Origin of the sequence: Parasphingorhabdus sp. (assembly GCF_039982395.1) — a bacterium.
Classification (GTDB): domain Bacteria; phylum Pseudomonadota; class Alphaproteobacteria; order Sphingomonadales; family Sphingomonadaceae; genus Parasphingorhabdus.
The window spans coordinates 274,291-294,124 of the sequence record NZ_JBDWYO010000001.1; the positions used below are offsets into that span (position 1 = coordinate 274,291).

At 55.9% G+C, this 19,834-nt stretch carries 19 protein-coding genes; 11 read left to right on the forward strand and 8 right to left on the reverse strand.

Annotated features, from left to right (window positions below; translation table 11 throughout):
* The first annotated feature begins 3 nt into the window (after positions 1-3).
* From ABJV08_RS01380 to ABJV08_RS01405, 6 genes are read left to right on the forward strand one after another with little or no spacing between them, the layout of a single operon-like run.
* Positions 4-1,200, forward strand: coding sequence for an amidase (locus ABJV08_RS01380; RefSeq protein WP_348039166.1), 1,197 nt, complete (start codon positions 4-6; stop codon positions 1,198-1,200).
* A gap of 12 nt (positions 1,201-1,212) precedes the next feature.
* Positions 1,213-1,518, forward strand: a complete 306-nt coding sequence (locus ABJV08_RS01385; RefSeq protein ID WP_348039165.1) for an REDY-like protein HapK — start codon at positions 1,213-1,215, stop codon at positions 1,516-1,518.
* Entirely contained in the window at positions 1,518-2,318 is an 801-nt protein-coding gene (locus ABJV08_RS01390) for an SDR family NAD(P)-dependent oxidoreductase (RefSeq protein WP_348039164.1), read from the forward strand. The genes ABJV08_RS01385 and ABJV08_RS01390 overlap by 1 nt, the downstream gene beginning before the upstream one ends.
* Positions 2,318-3,184, forward strand: a complete 867-nt coding sequence (locus ABJV08_RS01395; RefSeq protein WP_348039163.1) for a polysaccharide deacetylase family protein — start codon at positions 2,318-2,320, stop codon at positions 3,182-3,184. Before ABJV08_RS01390 ends, ABJV08_RS01395 begins: the two co-directional genes overlap by 1 nt.
* Complete coding sequence (locus ABJV08_RS01400) at positions 3,181-3,945, forward strand: enoyl-CoA hydratase-related protein (protein WP_348039162.1); 765 nt, start codon at positions 3,181-3,183, stop codon at positions 3,943-3,945. Before ABJV08_RS01395 ends, ABJV08_RS01400 begins: the two co-directional genes overlap by 4 nt.
* A gap of 1 nt (position 3,946) precedes the next feature.
* Positions 3,947-4,849, forward strand: a complete 903-nt coding sequence (locus ABJV08_RS01405; RefSeq protein WP_348039161.1) for a VOC family protein — start codon at positions 3,947-3,949, stop codon at positions 4,847-4,849.
* Here ABJV08_RS01405 and ABJV08_RS01410 read toward each other — a convergent pair.
* From ABJV08_RS01410 to ABJV08_RS01430, 5 genes are all read right to left on the reverse strand, one after another.
* Entirely contained in the window at positions 4,846-5,355 is a 510-nt protein-coding gene (locus ABJV08_RS01410; RefSeq protein ID WP_348039160.1) for a DUF4440 domain-containing protein, read from the reverse strand. The two genes, ABJV08_RS01405 and ABJV08_RS01410, sit on opposite strands and share 4 nt — an antisense overlap.
* On the reverse strand, positions 5,352-5,951 hold the full coding sequence (locus ABJV08_RS01415) for a carboxymuconolactone decarboxylase family protein (RefSeq protein WP_348039159.1): 600 nt from the start codon (positions 5,949-5,951) through the stop codon (positions 5,352-5,354). Before ABJV08_RS01415 ends, ABJV08_RS01410 begins: the two co-directional genes overlap by 4 nt.
* 90 nt (positions 5,952-6,041) lie before the next feature.
* Complete coding sequence (locus ABJV08_RS01420) at positions 6,042-7,064, reverse strand: VOC family protein (protein WP_348039158.1); 1,023 nt, start codon at positions 7,062-7,064, stop codon at positions 6,042-6,044.
* A complete protein-coding gene (locus ABJV08_RS01425; protein WP_348039157.1) occupies positions 7,058-7,360 on the reverse strand; it encodes a YciI family protein in 303 nt (100 codons plus the stop codon). Before ABJV08_RS01425 ends, ABJV08_RS01420 begins: the two co-directional genes overlap by 7 nt.
* A 110-nt stretch (positions 7,361-7,470) precedes the next feature.
* Complete coding sequence (locus ABJV08_RS01430; RefSeq protein WP_348052714.1) at positions 7,471-8,901, reverse strand: NAD(P)/FAD-dependent oxidoreductase; 1,431 nt, start codon at positions 8,899-8,901, stop codon at positions 7,471-7,473.
* Positions 8,902-9,160: 259 nt separating this feature from the next.
* Here ABJV08_RS01430 and ABJV08_RS01435 point away from each other — a divergent pair, with 259 nt between their 5' ends.
* The 3 genes from ABJV08_RS01435 to ABJV08_RS01445 are packed head-to-tail and all read left to right on the forward strand — an operon-like array spanning position 9,161 to position 12,705.
* Positions 9,161-10,435, forward strand: a complete 1,275-nt coding sequence (locus ABJV08_RS01435) for an MFS transporter (RefSeq protein ID WP_348039155.1) — start codon at positions 9,161-9,163, stop codon at positions 10,433-10,435.
* Between the two features lie 3 nt (positions 10,436-10,438).
* Complete coding sequence (locus ABJV08_RS01440; protein WP_348039154.1) at positions 10,439-11,803, forward strand: alpha/beta fold hydrolase; 1,365 nt, start codon at positions 10,439-10,441, stop codon at positions 11,801-11,803.
* Positions 11,800-12,705 (forward strand): hypothetical protein, encoded by a 906-nt coding sequence (locus tag ABJV08_RS01445; protein ID WP_348039153.1) that lies wholly within the window; start codon positions 11,800-11,802, stop codon positions 12,703-12,705. Before ABJV08_RS01440 ends, ABJV08_RS01445 begins: the two co-directional genes overlap by 4 nt.
* 15 nt (positions 12,706-12,720) lie before the next feature.
* On the opposite strand, the gene ABJV08_RS01450 is transcribed toward ABJV08_RS01445, so the two are convergent.
* Positions 12,721-13,467 carry an arylmalonate decarboxylase gene (locus ABJV08_RS01450; RefSeq protein WP_348039152.1) on the reverse strand — a complete coding sequence of 249 codons (747 nt, stop codon included), beginning with the start codon at positions 13,465-13,467 and terminating at the stop codon, positions 12,721-12,723.
* Between the two features lie 13 nt (positions 13,468-13,480).
* Positions 13,481-14,686: an FAD-dependent monooxygenase gene (locus ABJV08_RS01455; protein WP_348039151.1), complete on the reverse strand. Its 1,206-nt coding sequence runs from the start codon at positions 14,684-14,686 to the stop codon at positions 13,481-13,483.
* Between the two features lie 236 nt (positions 14,687-14,922).
* Between ABJV08_RS01455 and ABJV08_RS01460 the strand changes: the two genes are divergently transcribed.
* Positions 14,923-16,068, forward strand: a complete 1,146-nt coding sequence (locus tag ABJV08_RS01460) for a serine hydrolase (protein ID WP_348039150.1) — start codon at positions 14,923-14,925, stop codon at positions 16,066-16,068.
* Positions 16,069-16,078: 10 nt separating this feature from the next.
* Here the strand turns inward: ABJV08_RS01460 and ABJV08_RS01465 are convergent, their stop codons facing one another.
* Positions 16,079-17,584 (reverse strand): aldehyde dehydrogenase family protein, encoded by a 1,506-nt coding sequence (locus ABJV08_RS01465; RefSeq protein ID WP_348039149.1) that lies wholly within the window; start codon positions 17,582-17,584, stop codon positions 16,079-16,081.
* Positions 17,585-17,776: 192 nt separating this feature from the next.
* Between ABJV08_RS01465 and ABJV08_RS01470 the strand changes: the two genes are divergently transcribed.
* Positions 17,777-19,825: a hydantoinase/oxoprolinase family protein gene (locus ABJV08_RS01470; RefSeq protein ID WP_348039148.1), complete on the forward strand. Its 2,049-nt coding sequence runs from the start codon at positions 17,777-17,779 to the stop codon at positions 19,823-19,825.
* Positions 19,826-19,834 lie beyond the last annotated feature (9 nt).

The following is a 19,834-nucleotide window of genomic DNA, read 5'->3' on the forward strand; positions in this document are numbered from 1 at the left end:
TCGATGATCCAGTGGGAAGAACTTGAAACGGCCAACGCCGCGCTAAATGCCTTTGTGGACTTTGACCAAGGCGCGCAATTTGGCGAAGGCCCGTTTGATGCCATAACCATAGGGGTCAAAGCCAATATTGCCGCCAAAGGCCTGCCTTGGACCGGTGGGATTGGCGCCTATCGGGATCGTATTGCGACCGAGGATGCCGATGCGGTGGCGCGGCTTAAAAGCGCGGGTGCAGCTATCATCGGCATGTTGAACATGGAAGAAGCGGCGCTGGGCGCGAAGACCGATAATCCCTTCTTCGGCGCAACCCAGAACCCGCACCAGATCGGCTATACCCCCGGCGGTTCGTCCGGCGGCAGCGCCGCCGCGGTTGCGGCGGGACTGTGCGATATGGCGCTGGGCACCGACACCATGGGATCGGTTCGCATACCGGCATCCTATTGCGGTATCTATGGATTGAAACCAACACACGGCGCGATCAGCCAGGACGGGCTGGAAATCGCAGAAGCCTCGCTCGACAGCATTGGTCCAATGGCGCGATCACTGGAAGCATTGGAGGCATGTTCGCGCATCCTTATGGACTTTAAAAATCCACAAGCCATTGATAACATTGCATTATTGGAAAATTTGGGCGATGTCACCTGCGAAGCCGGCGTGTTGGAAAGCTATCAGACTGCCTGCTATAATATGAACGCTGAAGGCAGTTTTTCTTTGCCCTATCCGCAGACGCGCATCCGCTATGCTGGCTTCATCCTGACCTCCCTTGCCTTATCTGAATCGCTTGGCGAGCTGCTTGAATCCAATCCCGAGGGCCTGTCTGAAGGCCTCAGATTTCTGCTCAAATTCGGCCCCGAGCGTAGCGCTTCTGACCTTGCCGAAGACCGGGACATATTGGCCAAGACCAGCGCAGCCATGAACGCCGTAGTCGCGCAACATGGTGCGATATTGCTGCCCACCGCGCCGCAAGCAGCCTTTAGTCACGAAGACAAAGCGCCAGCCAATCAAGCCGATTTCACCTGCCTTGCCAGCATCGCCGGTCTGCCTGCGATCACCGTTCCTGCCGGTCAGGATGATCAGGGCATGCCGCTGGGAGTCCAGTTGATCGGCGCTGCAGGCAATGAGGCCGGCCTGTTCCACCTGGCCAAAACATTAGACAACAGAATGGCAGCCTATCGGCGCCCCACTATATTTTACGGAAAATGAAGGAGAGAGATCATGCGTATCATCGTTTTGTTTAACCTGAAAAAAGGCGTCAATATCGGCGAATATGAAGAATGGGCGAAAACACGCGATATTCCGACCGCCAGCGCGCTGAGTTCGGTTACGTCCTTCACCGTCCACAAAGCGACCGGCATGTTCGGATCAGATGATCCGTCTCCCTATGAATATTTCGAGATTATCGACATCACCGGCATGGACGCCTTTGTCACCGATGTGTCAGACCCTGCATTTCAGGCGATGGCGGCTCCGTTTCAGGACTATGCTGACGGCCCGCAATTCATTCTGACTGAAGACCTCTAATGTCCGGAAAATTCGCAGGCAAAACTGTCGTCGTCACCGGGTCCGGCAAACAGAAGGGACTCGGGCAAGGGATATTGCAGCGCTTTGCCGATGAAGGCGCCAATTGCGTGGTCTCCGATCTCGCGATCGGTGAGGAGGAAGAGGCGGTTGCCGAAGAACTGCGCGGACGCGGGGCCAAGGTGGCAACCATTGCCTGCGACGTGAGCGATGCCGCGCAATGTCAGGCGCTCGTCGACCAAGCCGTTTCGACATTTGGAGCCGTAGATATTTTCGTCAACAACGCAGGTATCGGTTTCATGATGAAGCCTTTGCTGGATGTTGATCCAGCGGACTGGGCAACCGTGATTGGCGTCAATCTGTCTGGAGCCTTTTACTGCACACAGGCGGCAGCCAAGGCGATGGTCAAAGCGGGCCAAGGCGGACGGATCATCAACATCGCTTCTCAAGCTGCAAAGACCGGTTTCCCGCATCTCCCCGCCTATGTAAGCTCGAAACACGGCATGGTCGGACTGACCAGAGCAAGCGCGGTCGAACTCGGCACGCATGCTATTACCGTGAACGCGGTTTGCCCCAATCATGTGACCACCGGCCTCGGCGCACAGCAGAATGAATATTTCTCCAAGCTGCTGGGTTTTGAGACGGTCGAAGACTATCTTGCCAATATGAGCACGAAGAACCCGATGGGCCGCCCCGGCCTGCCGAGCGACACGGCCGCCGCTTGCGCATGGCTGGCCAGTGATGATGCTTTTTATGTGACCGGGGAAGCGATTAACGTTTCCGGCGGGGAGGAAATGCACTGATGCAAGAAGAACGTATGGATTGGCCGGACGGCGCGAAAATGGCGCTAAGCATTGTCGTCAATGTCGAGGAAGGCAGCGAGATGACGGTTGCGCGCGGGGATCGCGGGATGGAGCCGGTTGATGAACTGGGCATTCATATCAAGTCGCCGATCCGCAACTATGGCAATGAAAGCAATTATCTATACGGCATCAAGGCGGGTGCACCGCGTGTCGTGAAGCTGCTCAAAGATTTCGATATCATGGCCAGCTGGACGGTGGCCGCGATGAGCCTGGAAAACCACCCGGAGATCGCGCAAGCCATTGCCGATCTGGGCCACGAACCGGTCAGCCACGGATATCGCTGGGTCCATCAATTCAAGATGGATGAAGAGAAAGAACGGGCGTTCATTCGCAAGGCCGTCAGCTCAATCGAGAAGACTGTGGGAGTACGTCCCTATGGCTGGTTGTCGCGCTATTTCCATACCGACAACACCAGACGGCTGTTGATCGAAGAGGGTTTCGACTATCATATGGATGATTATTCGGGCGATATTCCTTTCTGGGACAAACAGACCGTTCCCGGGAAGCCGATTGCGATCACGCCCTATCAGCTGGATAGCAATGATATGAAAATGTGGACCGATCCGGCGATGACGCCGCAGCAATGGCTGGACTATGCCAAACATAATTTCGACCAGATTTACTGCGAAGGCGAAGAGGGCAATCCCAAGATGATGTCGCTGGGCCTGCATCTGCGGATCATTGGCCGACCCGGTCGGATCTGGGCTTTTGAGGAATTTCTCAAACATGTCCGTTCGAAGCAGGACGTCTGGATCACGACACGGCACAAGATTGCCCAACATCTCGCGAAGGTTGACCCTGCATGACCCTGCGCCTCGAGAAAAATGGCAAGATCGCCAATCTGCTGATCGACCGCCCGCACAAGCGCAACGCGTTCACCCAGGAAATGTGGGAACTGTTCCCGGAACTGCTGGCCGATGCCATGGCGGACGACACCATCCGCGTGTTGCTGGTCCATGCCAGCACCAAAGACAGTGCCTTTTGTGCCGGCGCTGATATTGGCGAATTTGGAGCAGGATCAACCGACCCCGTCTGGCGCGCTAGAAATCAGGCGGCCATTGGCAAGGTACAGCATGATCTGGCGCAGGCCGCCAAACCCACGATTGCGGTGATCGACGGGGATTGTGTCGGCGGCGGCTGCGGTATCGCACTGGCTTGTGACATGCGCATTGCCGGTCCGACCGCCCGCTTTGGCATCACACCGGCAAAGCTCGGCCTTGTCTACCCATTGCACGACACGAAATTGCTGGTCGATGCCGTCGGCCCATCGCAGGCAAAACGGATTTTGTTCACCGGCCAGATCCTGTCAGCCGAAGAATCTTTGCGCATCGGATTGATCACAATTCTTGCCGATGACCCTTATGGCGAAGCGGCTGCACTGGCCGAGACCATGGCATCGGTGTCCTCCCACAGCCAGCGCATGAGCAAACAGATTGTTCAGCGCATTTTGGACGGACAAGCGGATGATGATGAAGCCTCCTCTACTTTGTTTGATGCGGCCTTCGAGAGCGATGATTTCAAGGAAGGCGTGAGCGCGTTTCTGGCGAAGAGAAAACCGGAGTTTTGATATGACCCACAAGCTGCAACATGGCTCGATACTCGGCGGCGTTTCTGCCGTGCCCAATCTTGAAGCCGCCTTGCGCGACTATCGCGATATATTGGGCATGACCGTAGTCGAGCAGGGCCCTCTGGCAGCCGATATTGCAGCAAGCTGGGGCTGCCCACAAAATGCGGGATCACCTGCGGCCACCCTGCAACCCGTCAGCGGCGCGGATTGTCATGTCCGTCTAGTGGAACAGCCGGACCATCCCGATTTCAAGCCGACAACCACTTATGGCTGGGCTGCCTTCGAATTTACCGTACAAAATGTCTTCGATCTGCCGGATCATTTGCAGGGCAGCGGCTTTGATATTGTAGGCCCACCCAAGGAATTGGAAGCGCTGCCCTTCTTCGTGCCGATGCAGGTGCTCGGAACCGGGCGCGAGATGGTCTATCTCAACGAGGTTCGCGAGAACACACCGTCCTCCGACCTGCCCAAGGCACAATCGCCGACCGATCATATCTTCATCGTCATTCTGGCTACGCCTGATCGCGCCGCCACAGTGCAATGGTATTGTGATCATATCCACCTGACCGAAGCAGACACTTATGTGCTGGAATATAGCATGATCAACGACGCGTTTGAAAAGCCCGCTGGCACAACATCCGCGCTGACGATGGTGCAAAACAGCCGCTTGCCGATCGTCGAAGTTGATGACTATCCGGAAGAAGCCACCGACCGCCAGCGTCATCAAGGCATGTTGCCGCCTGGAAACGGACTGGTGAGCCTGGCGGTGAACAATCTCGACAAGATTGCCTGCGCCTGGATCACCCCTCCAGCAAGGCGCGATGAAGCGCCCTATTGCGGACGCCGCGCTGCTACGACTCTTGGCCCCGCCGGGGAACTACTGGAATTGATCGAGATCGGCTAACCCGCCGCAACCGGTCGTCCCTCAGCCAAAACATCCGGCGCCTGATTGTCCATGTCACGCCACAGGCGCCACGTGCCATCTTCGCCTTTCTTATAGACCAGAAAGGATCGCCCCATCACGTTGATAACCGCACCCGATGCGACGGTGATCGTCATCCAATATTTCGCGGTCAGATAGGCACGATCCCTATCGATGACAATTTCTTCATTCTCGAAGTCTATCGTTACGGCATTGCCCGCTGTCTCGTTGCGTTTCAGAAACGCCATAATCGCGTCGACGCCCACTTGCGGCGGAGATCCGTTGGACATCAGGACGGCATCCGGCTCGTACATATTGCGCAAGGGCTCGACGTCGCCGGCCTCCAGTTGCGCCTTCCATTTCGCACCCCATGCTTCGATTTGCTGCTTGTCCATCGTCACAGCTGAAACATGATGGGCCCTCGCGAGCGCCGGTGTTGAAGGGACCAGGGCAACCATAGCGGCCGCAATGATAAGCTGCTTTTTCATAACTCTCTCCGATGCTGTCCCGCCTGCCATTGGTCGGGAGAATAAAGCGTGGTTGCAGATTCGAACGGCTTGTCCTCAAGCCCGGTCGCCAGCGTGTCGTTCCAGCGGTTCAGAAAACCGAACATGCTGATCACGGCGATGATCTCGGTCTTTTGCCGTTCGTCATAATAGGGATCCAGAGCCACGAAATGATCGTCACTTGCAGCATTCGGGACCTGCCCTGCGGCAAAGGCCAGATCGAGCGCTGCGCGCTCCGCGTCGCTAAACAGGTCGCTGGTCTGATAATCCCAGACCGCCTTCACCTTCTTTTCGTCGACACCAACATCCCGCGCTCCGAGCGTTGTGTGGGCCATGCAATATTGGCAACCGGCCGCCGCGCTCACCACCGCGCCAATGAGCCGCTTGAGACCATTGTCGATCGCGCTTTCGCCATAGATGGTCGCCACCAGACCGCGAAAAGCCGCAAGCAATTCCGGCCAATGGGCCATGGTCATCACCGAATTGGGGACATAGCCCATCAGGTTTTCGGAGAATTTCATCGCCGCCTGTGTTTGCTCGGGCAGCTCTTCCATCGTCAGCGGTTTGATGCGGGTCATGGCGATTTCCTCATTGTGGCGGATAAAGAAGCGACAGGTTTCCCGGGATTCAAAATCCCGATCCATTTGTGCCCCTTTGACCCCCTTTTTCTACATTTCTGACGGTTTTTCGTAAAATTCGGTCAGATTGCCATCAGGATCGCGCACCGCAAACAGGTTTAGCATTCCGATTTTGTCGACCGCAACCATATCGGCTTCATAAGCAATCGGGACACGCCGCTTGATAAGCTGCTCGCGATAGTCTGCGAGGCCCGTCACCGGATAGCGCACGGAAATAATACCCAGGCTGGGCAGGCTTGCCCGTTTCGCAAAATCACGCCCCTCGAAGCCGACAAATTGCATCAACTCCATACGCCCGGTTTCTCCCGGTCCATGGTGCACAACAGCAGCGCGGCGGGGGATGCTGGTGCTCAGATTGATCGGCACCGAGAAATTCGACATGGTCGGCTCGGGATCAAGATAGTCGGCGTCGAACAGCAGACCCAGACCGAGCTTCTCGCGATAAAATTTTAGCGACGCCTTTTGGTCCCGCACCATGCGCATCGCATTGAACGTCTGGCTCATCTTGCCGATCGGGAATGCCGTGAACGCCGGCTTGATGCGCTCGTACACGGCGATGTTGATCCCGTGCGGGCCGCGCATGACCACATTGTTGAGATCAGAGGCGCCAAAGCTGAACCGATAGGGCTCACTCTCTGCCCACCAGCCCATTGCCAGCGCTTTGTCGAACAAGGCATCGACATCATCGGACCGGATCATCAAGGAGAATATCCCGCCCGTATCCCAAGGACGCGCAGCGGGCCGGATCGGCTTTTGCACGCCAGCATTTTTCAAAGCGATGAAACGGATACAGCCAGTCTCGGCTTCTGGCGCACAGATCAGGCGATAGCGACCGGTCGCCTCTTCCGGTAATTTCCAATAGCTTAGTTCACTATCATCCATCGCCGCTTCGCTTATGATCTTCCACTCACCATAGTCGATGAACAAACGGGATGCATCCTCCAGATCGCGGACGCTGACCACCGCCTCGCTCCATGCATCAATTTTCTGCGCCGAGGCCGGGCCTGCGGCAATCCCGAAGATGGATAGCCAGAGGAATATCCATCTTACCATATTTTGCCGCCGATCCAGTCTCCCGCAGCGGCAACAAATTGGGTGATCCGGACGTCGGCCCAGATATCGGAGTCAAAATATGGGTCTGCTTCCAGAAATGCGCGCGCTTCGGTTGCGGTCTCGGCCTTCACAACCAGCAGCGATCCGATCGTTACGCCCTGATCATCAAGAAGCGGACCTGCAATGCAGAAATTGGCAAGCGTGGCCTCGATATGAGCGAAATGGGCATCGCGCGCATCGAGTCTTTTCTGAGCGGTGTCGGGCTTGTCGACGCAGTAGATCGCGAATGTTTTCATGAGACGGCCTTATCTAGAAACGGGTGCATCCTGATGCCGTCTCCCGGGCCGCTTCGTCAAGCTGCTCAAATTGCTATGGTCACTTCATCCCGCACTTGCCGTTGGCATTGTCATGCAGACAATGTCTCCAGCACAACACGCTCAGCAGAAGCCAAAGCCCCCTCAACACCCCGGGATGTTGTTTCAGTATGCTCGCCGCAGAAGCCGATGGCACCGGCTGGCTCTGCGAGAACATTGTGCAAGCTCGTCGCTTGACCCGGACCATAATAAGCCCAGGCACCACCTGAAAATTCATCGCCAGACCAGCTGTGATAATGGCGCGCCTCAAGCTTGCCTTTGGCGGCTGGCCGCAGCGCTTCAATTTCCGATACGATTTTGGCGAGAGCAGCCTCTGAACCCAGCTTATCCCATTCAAACGCGCGATCGCCGCGCGCCTGAATCAGAAAGCCGGTAACCTCTTCCTCGGTCGCCCCATAGCGCTGAGGAATGAACGTCCCGGACTCGCTGTCACTCCACATGCCCGGAGCCAAGCCATCTTCTTCCCAAAATGGCGACTTCGCCGTCAGGAACGCCACAGAAATGGGCTGATATTTGATTTCCTGAACCGCCTTTGCCTGCAGTTCGGATAGGCCGGGCGTTATCTCTACATTCCGCAACGCCGCCAGGGGCAGTGAACATATGACTTTGGCCGCTTGAAAACGCGAACCGTCACGACAGGTCACCGTCGCTCCGCTGGCATCTTGTTCGATGGCAGCAACCGGCTTGTCCAAAATCACATCGCCCTTCAACCCGGCAGCCATGGCTTCGGGCAATTTGCTATTGCCGCCTTTGGCCGCGAATGATTCGCCGCCAGCCGCCATCTGGCTTTGCACAAAGCCACCGCTAAAGTTGTACATTAGAGATGAGACATCGCGCGAATTTCGTCCGTGATACGGGGTCAAATCACAACTCAACCGGATCGCCTCTTCGCTCAGACCCTGTTGCCCGAGAAATTCAGCTAGCGATATGTCGAGAGCGGCATTTGTCGGGTCGCTCCATTTTGTCCAATCCTTAAGCGGTGGATTTTTACCAACCAACACAAAGGGCAGTTCCGCCGGCATGAACGTTTTCAGCGCATCCGGGAAAGGATTTTCCGGATGGGTCGGCCAAGCTTCCCGGGAAATATGCTCTCCCTTGATATAGAGTCCTGATGGCGGTCCATAGCGATAGCGGCTGCCGACTTCGACAAGCTCGACACCAGCTTGTTTTGCCGTATCCAGCCCGCGACCATAGCCGGAACCCATCGAATTGAAGCCCATTTCAGGATTTCCGGGAAGGTCCGTGAGCGACAGAATTCGCCCGCCAACCCGATCGCGTGCTTCTAAGACGACAACCGACAATCCCGAATCTTCCAGAAGCTGCGCGGCTCGCAAACCGGATATTCCGGCCCCCAAAACGATCGCATCATATTTCTTGGGTGTTTGCGACCCGCATCCCACTGCAAGCAGAGACAGGCCAAGGCCTGCCGATCCCATCATAAATTTTCTGCGATTCACGGACATCAGATTCTCCATTTTCCGGCAAAGGCCGCAGCCTAAACTATCTGCCAGATAGAGGCGATATTGGCCCATGATTGAAACGGCAAGGCTTGGATAGCCGTCAGTCGGATAGGTATATCCAACTGGCACGCGAGTTCAAATAATTTGAAACAAAAGCAATAAACCTCTCGTCCCATTCGGCCTTTGACCGTTCAACGATCAAACATCGCAAGATGGAGGACTTCCACTGAGATTTCTCGGAAGCTCGAAACAAACTTGTGGAGTGAGAAAACTGGGAATGGTGAGCAGCAAATCGGAATTTTCTCACGGCTGGAAAATTCTTCTGGCCGGGCTCATCGGCGTCGCCTTTGGCGCGTCCCCCATTCCGTTCAACACATTGGGTTTCGCGATAGGCCCGATCCATGATGAAATGGGCTGGAGCTTTGCCGAGATCAGTCTCGGCTTCACCATCTTCGGGATTGTGGCGTCATTGCTAGCACCAGTCTATGGCTGGCTCGCGGATCGCTATGGCGTGCGCATTGTCGCTATTCTGTCCACTGCTGCCTTTGCCATCACCTTCGCCATGGTCGGTTTAACCCCGGCATCAATCCTGATTTTCTATCTTGCATGGTTCGTCGTCGGCCTGGTCGGCATCGGCTCTACCTCAGTGACATGGAGCCGCGCGGTCAATATGTGGTTTTTCCACAATCGCGGTCTCGCACTTGGCATTCTGCTGCTCGGCACCAGCCTGTCGGCCCTGATTGTTCCGCACATCGCGGTCTGGTCAATCGCGGAATTCGGTTGGCGCGGCATGTATCCTGTCGTGGCTTTGCTTCCCCTTCTGATCGCAGTGCCCTTGGCCATTCTCTGGTTCCGCGAACCGCGACCGGAAGAAGCGCCGGAAGCCATAATGTCGGGCGGCGCGCTGACTGGTATGACCTTGGGCCAGTCGCTTCGGGACCGCCGGTTCTGGACACTCTGGGTCTCTATCGCCTGCATCGCTTTGGCTTATGGCGGCGCGCATGTGCACATGCCGGAAATCATCAAACAGCATGGGATGAGCACTGAGCTCGCCGCGGGTATCATGGGAACCATCGGCATCTCCATTTTCGTCGGGCGCCTGTTCACCGGTTGGCTGTTCGACCGGCTATGGGCTCCAATGGTCTGCCTGCCGATCTTATTGATCCCCGCCATCGCCTGCTATTGGTTGCAAGGAACAGCTACTGATGAAGTGAAAATCTATCTGTCGGCCATCATGCTCGGCTTTGCGGCCGGCGCGGAAAGCGACCTGATCGCCTATCTCGCCAGCCGCTATTTCGGCATGGCCAATTATGGTAAGATATACGGCATGCTCTATATGCCCTTCGGAATCGCCGCTGGCATCTCGCCGGTATTATACGGCCGGGTGCGCGATGTGACGGGCAATTATGACGGGATGCTGCAAGCGTCGATGATCTTATTTGTGGTGGGCGCCCTGTTGCTGTTGACCCTCGGTCGCTACCCCGACTTTGCCAAACAAGCGGCAAAAAATAACCCTAGTAAGCCGCTAACCGCTTAGAAAATGCCACAGATCAGTCGCCATTTTTTGACCATAGCCGCTAGCGGGACAAAGCCACGGCGCACCGTCCATTATCGGCGATGCGGATCCGGTCCGCTTTTGCTGCTGGTCCATCAAAGTCCGCGCAGTTCGGCCGAATATGAAGACCTAATGCGTCGATGGTCGCATAGTTTCACCTGCATTGCCCCAGACTCTCCCGGCTTCGGGCAATCGGATCCGCTACCCGGTGTGCCCGATGTCGGCGATTTTGCCGACGCGATTGTGGAATTTCTGGACATATTGGGTGTATCGCGCTGCTGCGCCTACGGCTTTCATTCCGGCGGCATAATCCTTGCCCATCTTTTGAAGCGCCACCCGGATCGGCTGTCTGCTTTGGCAATCGGCGGCTATGCCATTTGGACCGCCGAAGAGATGCGGACCTTCGGGGAGCGCTACATTCCCGAATTCCACCCCAAGCCATATGGTGAGCATCTCGCATGGCTTTGGAACCGCATTTTGGAACAGAGCTGGTTCTTCCCCTGGTTTGATCCCCGCGATGAAACGCGCTTGTCCGGCGCGCATGCTGATCCCGATCGGGTGAACGCCATTGTCATGGAAATGCTCGATGCCGGCAATGCCTATCGCTTTGGCTATCGCGCCGTGTTGCTCGCTCCCGGCGAAGTACCGCCGCCGGATGCTGATACGGCACCGGTATTGCTTAGCGCCTATCGCGGCGATCCGTTCGGTGCCCATCTCGACCGGATTGACCAGCTTCCCAAAAACTGGCGGGCAGAAAAAGTTGAAACCCCGGCCGACCACCAGGATCTCAGCTTCGCCTTTCTCAGAGATCACGCAGAGAGTGCTTGTCCGGCACTGGCAGAAGATAATGATGCAGGCTTCGTCGCTGTTGGTGATGGTTTGATCCACTGGCGGGGAACACGCGGCGCACGGAATATGGTGCTGCATGCTCCCGGGGCTGAGCTGACAGAGCCATCCCCTGGAATATTGGCGATCGACGTTCCGGGCCACGGTCTTTCAAGCAATTTTGCAAACTATCCTGCGGCGATCGAAGCCGCTCGGGTCGCTTTGGGCGCATCAAAGGTTCTTTGGCCGGCCCTGCCGCTTGGTGACCCAGAGATTCTCTATCCTGATTTAACACCGGATCGTTTCGGCGGCTATCTGCAGCGCGCATGGTCGGTGGCACGGGCATTGGTGATGTTTGCGCCATGGTATGCTGCCGATCCGAAACACGCCATATCGGTCGAGCAGAACGCCCTGATCGATGAAGCCATCGCATTGCGAGCAAGGGCCCTGCTCCGCGCAGGTCAATCTGCCGCGACCTGGCATCATGAAATTGCCTCACACTTAAAAATGGAACCAAGACCATGATCGACACAAATGACGAAAACATGTTGCTGAGCCGCCGCACATTGATGGCGGGCGGCGTTGCCACCGGCGTAGCAGCGGGTCTGCCCATCTCCGCCATGGCCTCTGTCGCAACGCCTCCTGGTTCGGCGGATGATGGCGCGTTGCCGGCTGACCCTGCAACCCGCGCGGCCATCGTGCGCCGGATGCGATTGCGCCACAATGCGGGTCATGTTTTCTGGTGGTTCCGCGGCACCAGCTATGCCCAACAAGGCGCAACATTAATCCCCCTTTGTGGCATGGTTTTTGGTTCCATGATCAAAGTCACACCGCGAGACGATGGCGGATTGAATGTGATCCAATATGAACTGGGCTTCCGAACGGATCTCGAAACCGGTGAGCGACTGGAAAAAATGCGCAATCCCCTGACCGGTCAAATGATCGAAATTCCGTTCGCTCCGGTCGGTCCGACTGCGTTTTCCTACTCGGCAACCAACGACCTAATATTACCGGAGATGATCGGCGGTTCTCGATTTACCATCGAACATATTCCGGAACTATTTTATCGCGCCGGTGACATGGTTTTGTTTCAGTATCAATCTCGTGCCACGGTCGAAACAAAGGGCAAGCCAGATCGCATCCTGAATGATCTCGGCAATATATATGGTCCCGCATCCGAAGCACTGGATGCCAATCTCCCTACAGCCAATGCATGGGTCCAAGGCACCGATGTTACCGATTATGCCCGCTGGCTTCAGATGCCTCCCGGCATGGGAACACAAACGCTGCGCAGCATTGGACAGAAAGTGTTCCGCTTCGAAGATATGCCGAAAGACTGGCTAGAAATGATTACGAAGGCTGACCCGAAAATGGCCGATGATCCGCTTGCTGTATTTGACCGGGAAGAAGCAACCTATCGGAACTAGTCCATCAGGCTGATCTCAAAATTCGGAAAGCAAACGTCCTAGACCTTCGATCTTGTCCGGGATAGCGCAAGCCCGCAAGGCATGCCAATAGGTCGCCGCGTTGATCGCGATGACCGGCTTGCCCAGCCGTGCTTCGGTCTCAGCAGCAAGGTCAACCATCGAGAGATTCGTGCCGACTTGCAACAGCGCATCGACATCCGGCCCGTCTAGTTCAGCGAGCACATCGGTTAGTCGTTCGGGTGAGACTTTCGCGATATCCGTCCAGCATTGGCATTTGAGCGAGACATCGCGCGCCACTTCAAAGCCGGATTCTTCAAGATAGTTTCGCACTTCGGCATTGGCCGCCGGAAAATAGGGAGAGACGAAGCTTAGTTTTTTAATCCCGCCATAGGCTTTCAGCGCAGCGACCAGCGACTCTGATCCGATGCTGACATCTATCCCGGCAACCTCTTCGACTTGCTTCTTGAATCTTTCACCGCCCGCGATACCACCGTAAAACGTAACCGCAGACATGCCCATGACGAGATAGTCTGGCTTGCAGGTCATAACCGATCGCACAGCATCCATCGTATTGTCGGAAATCGCCTGCGTCCCGGCGAAGAAATCTTCGTCAGAAAGCGCAACCGGGTCGGTCACGAAAATCCGGGAATAATGGTTGGTGATGCCGCTTGGCCGCATGCGCTCCATATCGGGCTGCACCACTGTATTGGTCGACGGTCCGATCACACCCATCAATTTGCGTGAACCTAGAATATCAACCATCATGCCCTCCGGATCAATTGATCGCTTCTGCCTGTGCCAGGCTTTCATACATTGCCTGGCGCATCAGATAGTCGCGCCGACGGACATCATCCTGCTTGATCGCAAGCATTTCAAGACGTTTGCGTTCATGCGCATCGCCGCCATTGCCGCCGCGAATGAACTTCATATTCTCGATGGTCTGGGTCTGTGTAAAGCTATGCGTGACCTTACGCCGTTGCCGGTCATAATGTTCCAAACCGCCATTTGCCGGCTTCGATTTCAACAAAGGTTCCAGTTTCTGGAACAGGTTGAACGCATCATGCACGCCGGAGTTCATGCCGAAACCACCCAAGGGATTGTTGAGATGCGCAGAATCCCCGATCAAAACCACGCGGTTTTCAACAAAGGATTTGGCTACTCTTTGGTGCACGCGATACAACGTACGATGCCGCGTTTCAACGGATGCGCCGTCTCCGGTCAGCCCATCAAAAATCTTGTTCTTCATTTTATCCGAGCGCAGCTCATCATCATCCAGCGTTCCGTCCGTGGGAACCAGGACACGCCACAAAGAAGGCACGCGCAACAGAACCAGCCATTCATCGGGATCGGAAACATAGTTGACCGGCGCCAATCCGGGTAGATGCGCCGGCAGATCTGCCTCGGTGGACAGGCACAAAAACCGTTCAGGATAGGTGAAACCGTCAAATTCAATGCCCAACCATTTGCGGACGATGCTGTTCGCCCCGTCCGCGCCAATCAGATAATCTGCGCGGAGATGATCAATACCCAAAGCGGTCTCGACATCTATATCGACACCCGTCGCATCCTGTTCAAAGGACAGCAGGCGATTGCCAAAGCGGATATCGGCATTGTCGAATTTTTCCAGCCCATCGGCGAGCGCGCGGGACAGATGATATTGCTCGCACTGAATGCGAAACGGATAGCGGGTCACATCGGAAAGTTCGGTGAGATCAAAATCTATATATTCCCCCGAACCACGATCCCGCCAATGATATACCGGCGCTTTCAAACCGCGCTCAAGCAACATGGGTGTGATGCCGATTTGATCTAGCATTTCCAACGTGGGTGGATGAAAGGTTGAGGCCCGTAAATCCTGAGCACAGTCTACGCCAGATTCGAGAACAACGACATCCACATCGGCCTGCGCCAGCAATGTCGCCATCACCGTGCCAACCGGACCTGCGCCCGCAATTACAACTTGGCAGCGTTCCCGCTTCATCTGAGCATGTCTCCAACTTTTTCAATCACCTTAGTTCTATGGACATAAAATCGACATTTCTGATCAAACAGCTAGCGATCTATCCGCCTTGCGGTGATAACGGGTGGAAGAGACGTGACTCCTCCGTGAACCGTGGCCATATTCTGGGCAAAGGGAGACGGCCATTGTTTCGAAATTCAAAAATTGGAATCGCGCTGCTACTTTCAGCTTGCACGCTCGCATCATGCCAGCATGTGGTGGACACATCGGATAGCGAGCTCAGTCTAGGCACCGCCTATGAGACTCGCTTTCAGACATTCCTGCGCGATCCCGGAAATTTCATTTATGCGCCGATGGAGGCCGTTTCCGGGAATTCTGACTATGTAGCCCTCACTTCCGGAGGCGAAGAAGGCTTTACGCCCGAGGCCCTTGCGGAAGCCCAAAGCTATGCCGCGGCGAATCGCTCCAGCGCTTTGTTGGTCTGGCACAAGGGCAAGCTCGTCCACAGTTGGTACGCGCCGGATATTCAGGCCGACACGATATTAAACTCGAAATCTTTGTCGAAACCACTGACCGCCATTGCCATTGGACGAGCCATTGCGCTGGGCAAAATTCGCGACCTTGATCAACCGCTCTCCGAAATCCTGCCAGAGCTAAAGGATAAGCCTAAGGGCGATATCCTGGTCCGGCACCTTCTCGATATGCGCACCGGGCTGCTTGATCAGGGATATAGTCTGGATCCGGGCCACCCCTTTAACCGCGCCTATTTGGATCCCGATCACGGCCAATATATCGTTGATCATTATCCGCTCACCGGCACGCCGGGATCACGCTACACGTATAATAACGCCACCGGCGATCTTGTCGCGTTGATCATCGAACAGGCCACCGGCCGGCGCTATGCGGAATTTATCGGCAGTGAGATTCTCTCTGCGATTGGCGCCCAGGGTGGCGAAGTCTGGTTAAACAGCGAAGACGGGCTGGCCCATTCGGGCTGCTGTATGAAATTGCCGGCCGAAAGCTGGTTGCGATTGGCTGTTTTGCTCGCTCAAAAAGGCCACTGGAATGGCACGCCACTATTGCCCGCCGGATATGTCGACGAAATGCGGCGCGGCACAGAGCAGAACCCCAGCTATGGACTCGGCATCTGGTTGGGTGAACCCTATCGCGAGAAACGCCAATTTGGTGCGCCGGGAACCGTTGGCCCGACCGTGTATCAATCAGAACCGTTTCTGGACCCGCAAATGTACATGTTCGATGGTAACAGCAGCCAGACGGTGCATATCTCACCGAAGCACCAGCTGATCGTCTTGCGGATGGGCGCGAGCCCGCCCAAAAATCCTGTCTGGGACAATGCAAAGCTCCCCAATATCTTGATCCGCGGCCTGCGCCGACCGGACTAGAAACGAGCGATTACACGGCAGCGCAGACAGTTTTCCATTCGAGATAATTGTCCATCGCCTGCTTGCCGCTATCCCGGCCCCAGCCCGATTGTTTAATCCCGCCGATGGCCAGCGATGGATCATACATGGCATGGCAATTGATCCAGACCGTTCCGGCTTTTATGTCGCTGCTCATCCGGTGGGCGTTGGAAAGATTTTCCGTCCACACGCTGGCCGCCAGACCAAAATCGCTGTCATTGGCAGCGGCAATAACTTCATCCACGTCGTCAAATTTTTGAACCGCAAGCACTGGCCCGAAAACTTCCTCACAGACAATTTCCATATCAGGCGACACATCAGCCAAAACCGTTGGCGCAATGAACGTACCGGCTTCCCCGCTGCGCTCTCCGCCGGCCAACACCGTCGCCCCTGCGGCTTCTGCGCGTTTGATAAATCCTTCTACACGCTCCGCCTGACGGACCGACACCAGAGGTCCCATCTGCGTTTCAGGGTCAAGGCCGTGACCCATTTTCAAACCCTTGGCATAAGCCACCACACCAGCGACCAATTCATCATAGATCGCGCTATGGGCATAGAGGCGCGAGCCGGCGATGCAGACCTGTCCGCCGTTGAAGAAGATGGCATTGGCGACACCGGGAATGGCGAGTTCCAGATCGGCATCATCCATCACAATACAAGGTGACTTGCCGCCCAGTTCCAGTGTGACGCGTTTGAAATTTGTCTTGGCAGCGTCGAGAATGGCGCGGCCCGTAACGGTTGATCCGGTAAAGGCAATTTTATTGACACCGGGATGGGTTGCCAGAGCAGCTCCGGTTTCCGCACCATAGCCGGTGATGACGTTCAAGACGCCATCGGGCAATCCGGCCTCGCTCATCAATTCCGCTAGACGCAAAGCCGTCAATGACGTGTCTTCAGCAGGCTTCAGGATGATCGTGCAGCCCGCCGCCAAGGCCGGTGCCAGCTTCATTGCGGTCAATACAAGTGGCGAATTCCATGGCACGATCGCGGCAACCACGCCGACCGGTTCGCGGACTGTCCACGTGCGCATCTGCTTGCCTTCAGGTTGATAGTCGATGGAGCTTTCCAGGGTCTGGCCTTCGATATTCATCGCCTGGCCGGCAAAGAAACGGAATTGGTTCACCGCTCCTGGAATTTCTGCCCATCGCCCGACAAAAAGCGGCTTGCCCTGATCGAGGCTTTCCAGCTCGGCGAGCGCATCAATATTGGCTTCGATAATATCGGCGATTGCCCATAATATCTTGGATCGATTCACCGGAGTCGTGCTCTTCCATCCCGGAAGCGCAGCCCCCGCCGCAGACACCGCGGCGTCAACATCCGCAGAACCGGCCAATGCAATCTTGCCCGTAACGGCACCGGTTGCGGGGTCCACAGTATCAAAAGTCTTGCCGTCATCGGCGGTTTTCCATTGGCCATTGGCTAGCAAGCCTTCTCCGGCTGCGCGGCGGGCGAGAAACTGCTGATTGTCAGGATGAAGTTTAGTCAGATCAAAACCCATGGCAAAATATCTCCAGTATGTGTGCTCTTTCTGACTTCCCAGACAGGAAAGCACCATCCTTACCCACGCAAAAATTCGCTTGTCGGATAAGAATATCCGAAAACAGCCTAATCGGTCAGAGTTACGCTAGCAATATTGCCTCATCATTACCGTTGCGATTCCCGCATTCGGCGCAAATTAATTGGGGAAACTATGTCCTATCGTTTGGGAGTAGATGTGGGTGGCACGTTTACAGATCTTCTGTTGCTTGATCAGCAAAACGGAAACTTCTGGCGACACAAGACGCCGTCGACGCCGCATGACAGCTCGCAAGGCATTTTGACCGGCGTCACGGCTATTTGTCAGGAAGCCGGTACGAACCCCTCGGCAATCGAGTTTTTCCTCCATGGCACCACGGTTGCAACCAATGCGATGCTGGAGGGCAAAGGGGCCCGTGTTGGCCTAATCACCACAGACGGCTATCGCCAGACCATGCAGATCGCCCGCAGCTTTGTGCCTGGCGGACTGGCCGGATGGATCGTGTGGCCCAAGCCTGAACCTCTTGCAGCCCTTGAGGACAGCTTCGAAATTACCGGCCGTATCGACGCGCAAGGCAATGAGATAGCGGCGATAGACGAGGCCGAAATTCGGAAGATTCTGGAAAAGCTGAAAGGTTCCGGCATTGAAGCCCTCACCGTTAGCCTGATCAATTCTTACCTGAATGGCGCGCACGAGATACGGGTAGGCGAAATGGCTGCCGAGATCATGCCCGACATTCCCTGCTCGCTCAGCCATCAAGTGCTGCCCGAGATGCAGGAATATGAACGCACATTGACCACGGTTGCCAACGCCTCTGTTCGACCGGTTGTTGGCAAATATGTTCGGAATTTGCGCGACAGCCTTCGGTCCTGCGACATGAACGGATCGCTTTCCCTGCTCCGCTCGGATGGCGGCTTGATGTCTTCGGAAAAAGCAGAAGATCATCCGGTTTCGCTGTTGATGTCCGGTCCAGCAGGCGGCGTAACCGGCGCAATATGGGTTGGCCGCAATGCAGGCATTAAAAATATCCTCACGCTGGATGTTGGCGGCACATCGACCGATGTTGCGCTGATAGAAAATCTCGAAGCGCGGCGACAACGGACAACGGAAGTCGGCCACCTCTCGGTGCGCGCTTCCGCTCTCGACGTAAAAACCGTTGGCGCCGGTGGCGGTTCAATCGCCTATGTACCCGAGCTGACAGGGGCGTTACGGGTTGGTCCAGAATCGGCCGGCGCTGTTCCTGGACCGGTCGCTTACGGCAAAGGCGGGCTCGAACCGACGGTCACCGATGCCAATGTCGTATTGGGCTATTTGCCGGAATCATTGTTGGGCGGCTCGTTCACGTTAGATCGAGCGGGTGCTGAAAAATCCGTCCAGAATATAGCGGACACTCTTGGCATCAGCCTGATGGAAGCTGCCCGCGGCATCATCGATATCGTCAACGAAAATATGTTTGGCGCGTTGCGGATGATCTCGGTTCAACAAGGCTATGATCCGCGCCATTTCGCGCTGATGGGATTTGGCGGTGCCGGACCGCTCCATGTTAACGCGGTGGCGCGACTCATGGACAGTTGGCCGGCCATATCACCTGTCTCTCCCGGCGTGCTCTGTGCGCTTGGCGATGCCACAACTCGCATGCGGACAGAAACAGCCCGCAGCTTCTCTCGCCGCTTTAGTGAAACCGACGAGTCCGAAGTGATTGGCTTGCTTCAGGAAATCTCCGCGCAAACACGCGCGGAATTGATGGAAGAGGGGATAGCAGATGCAGACATTACGTCTGAGTTTGAACTCGATGTCCGTTACGAGGGTCAGGCTTTCGAAGTGCCGCTCTCGATTGATGAGAAAACGCTGCTGCAAGATGGACTGGCTGGCGTTACCGACCGGTTTGACGAGGAGCATCTCCGTCTGTTCACTTTCAATATGGAGAGCGCGCATGAACTGGTGAATGTCCGCGCCGTCGCGCTGGGCCCCGAACTAGACCTGCCTGCGCCGAAATTGGCCGAAGGCAATGGCGACCCGTCTGGAGCGAAACTTCGCGATCATCAGCTATGGGCCGACGGCAAGATGCAGGCGGCTATCATATATGACCGATCAAAATTGTTGGCCGGCGATATAATTCCGGGGCCAGCGATCGTCATCGAAATGGACTCCACCACATTGATCGAAGCAGACTGTATCGGCACCGTCGATCAGGTCGGCAACATCCTAATTAACTTGGCCTGAGGAGCGACC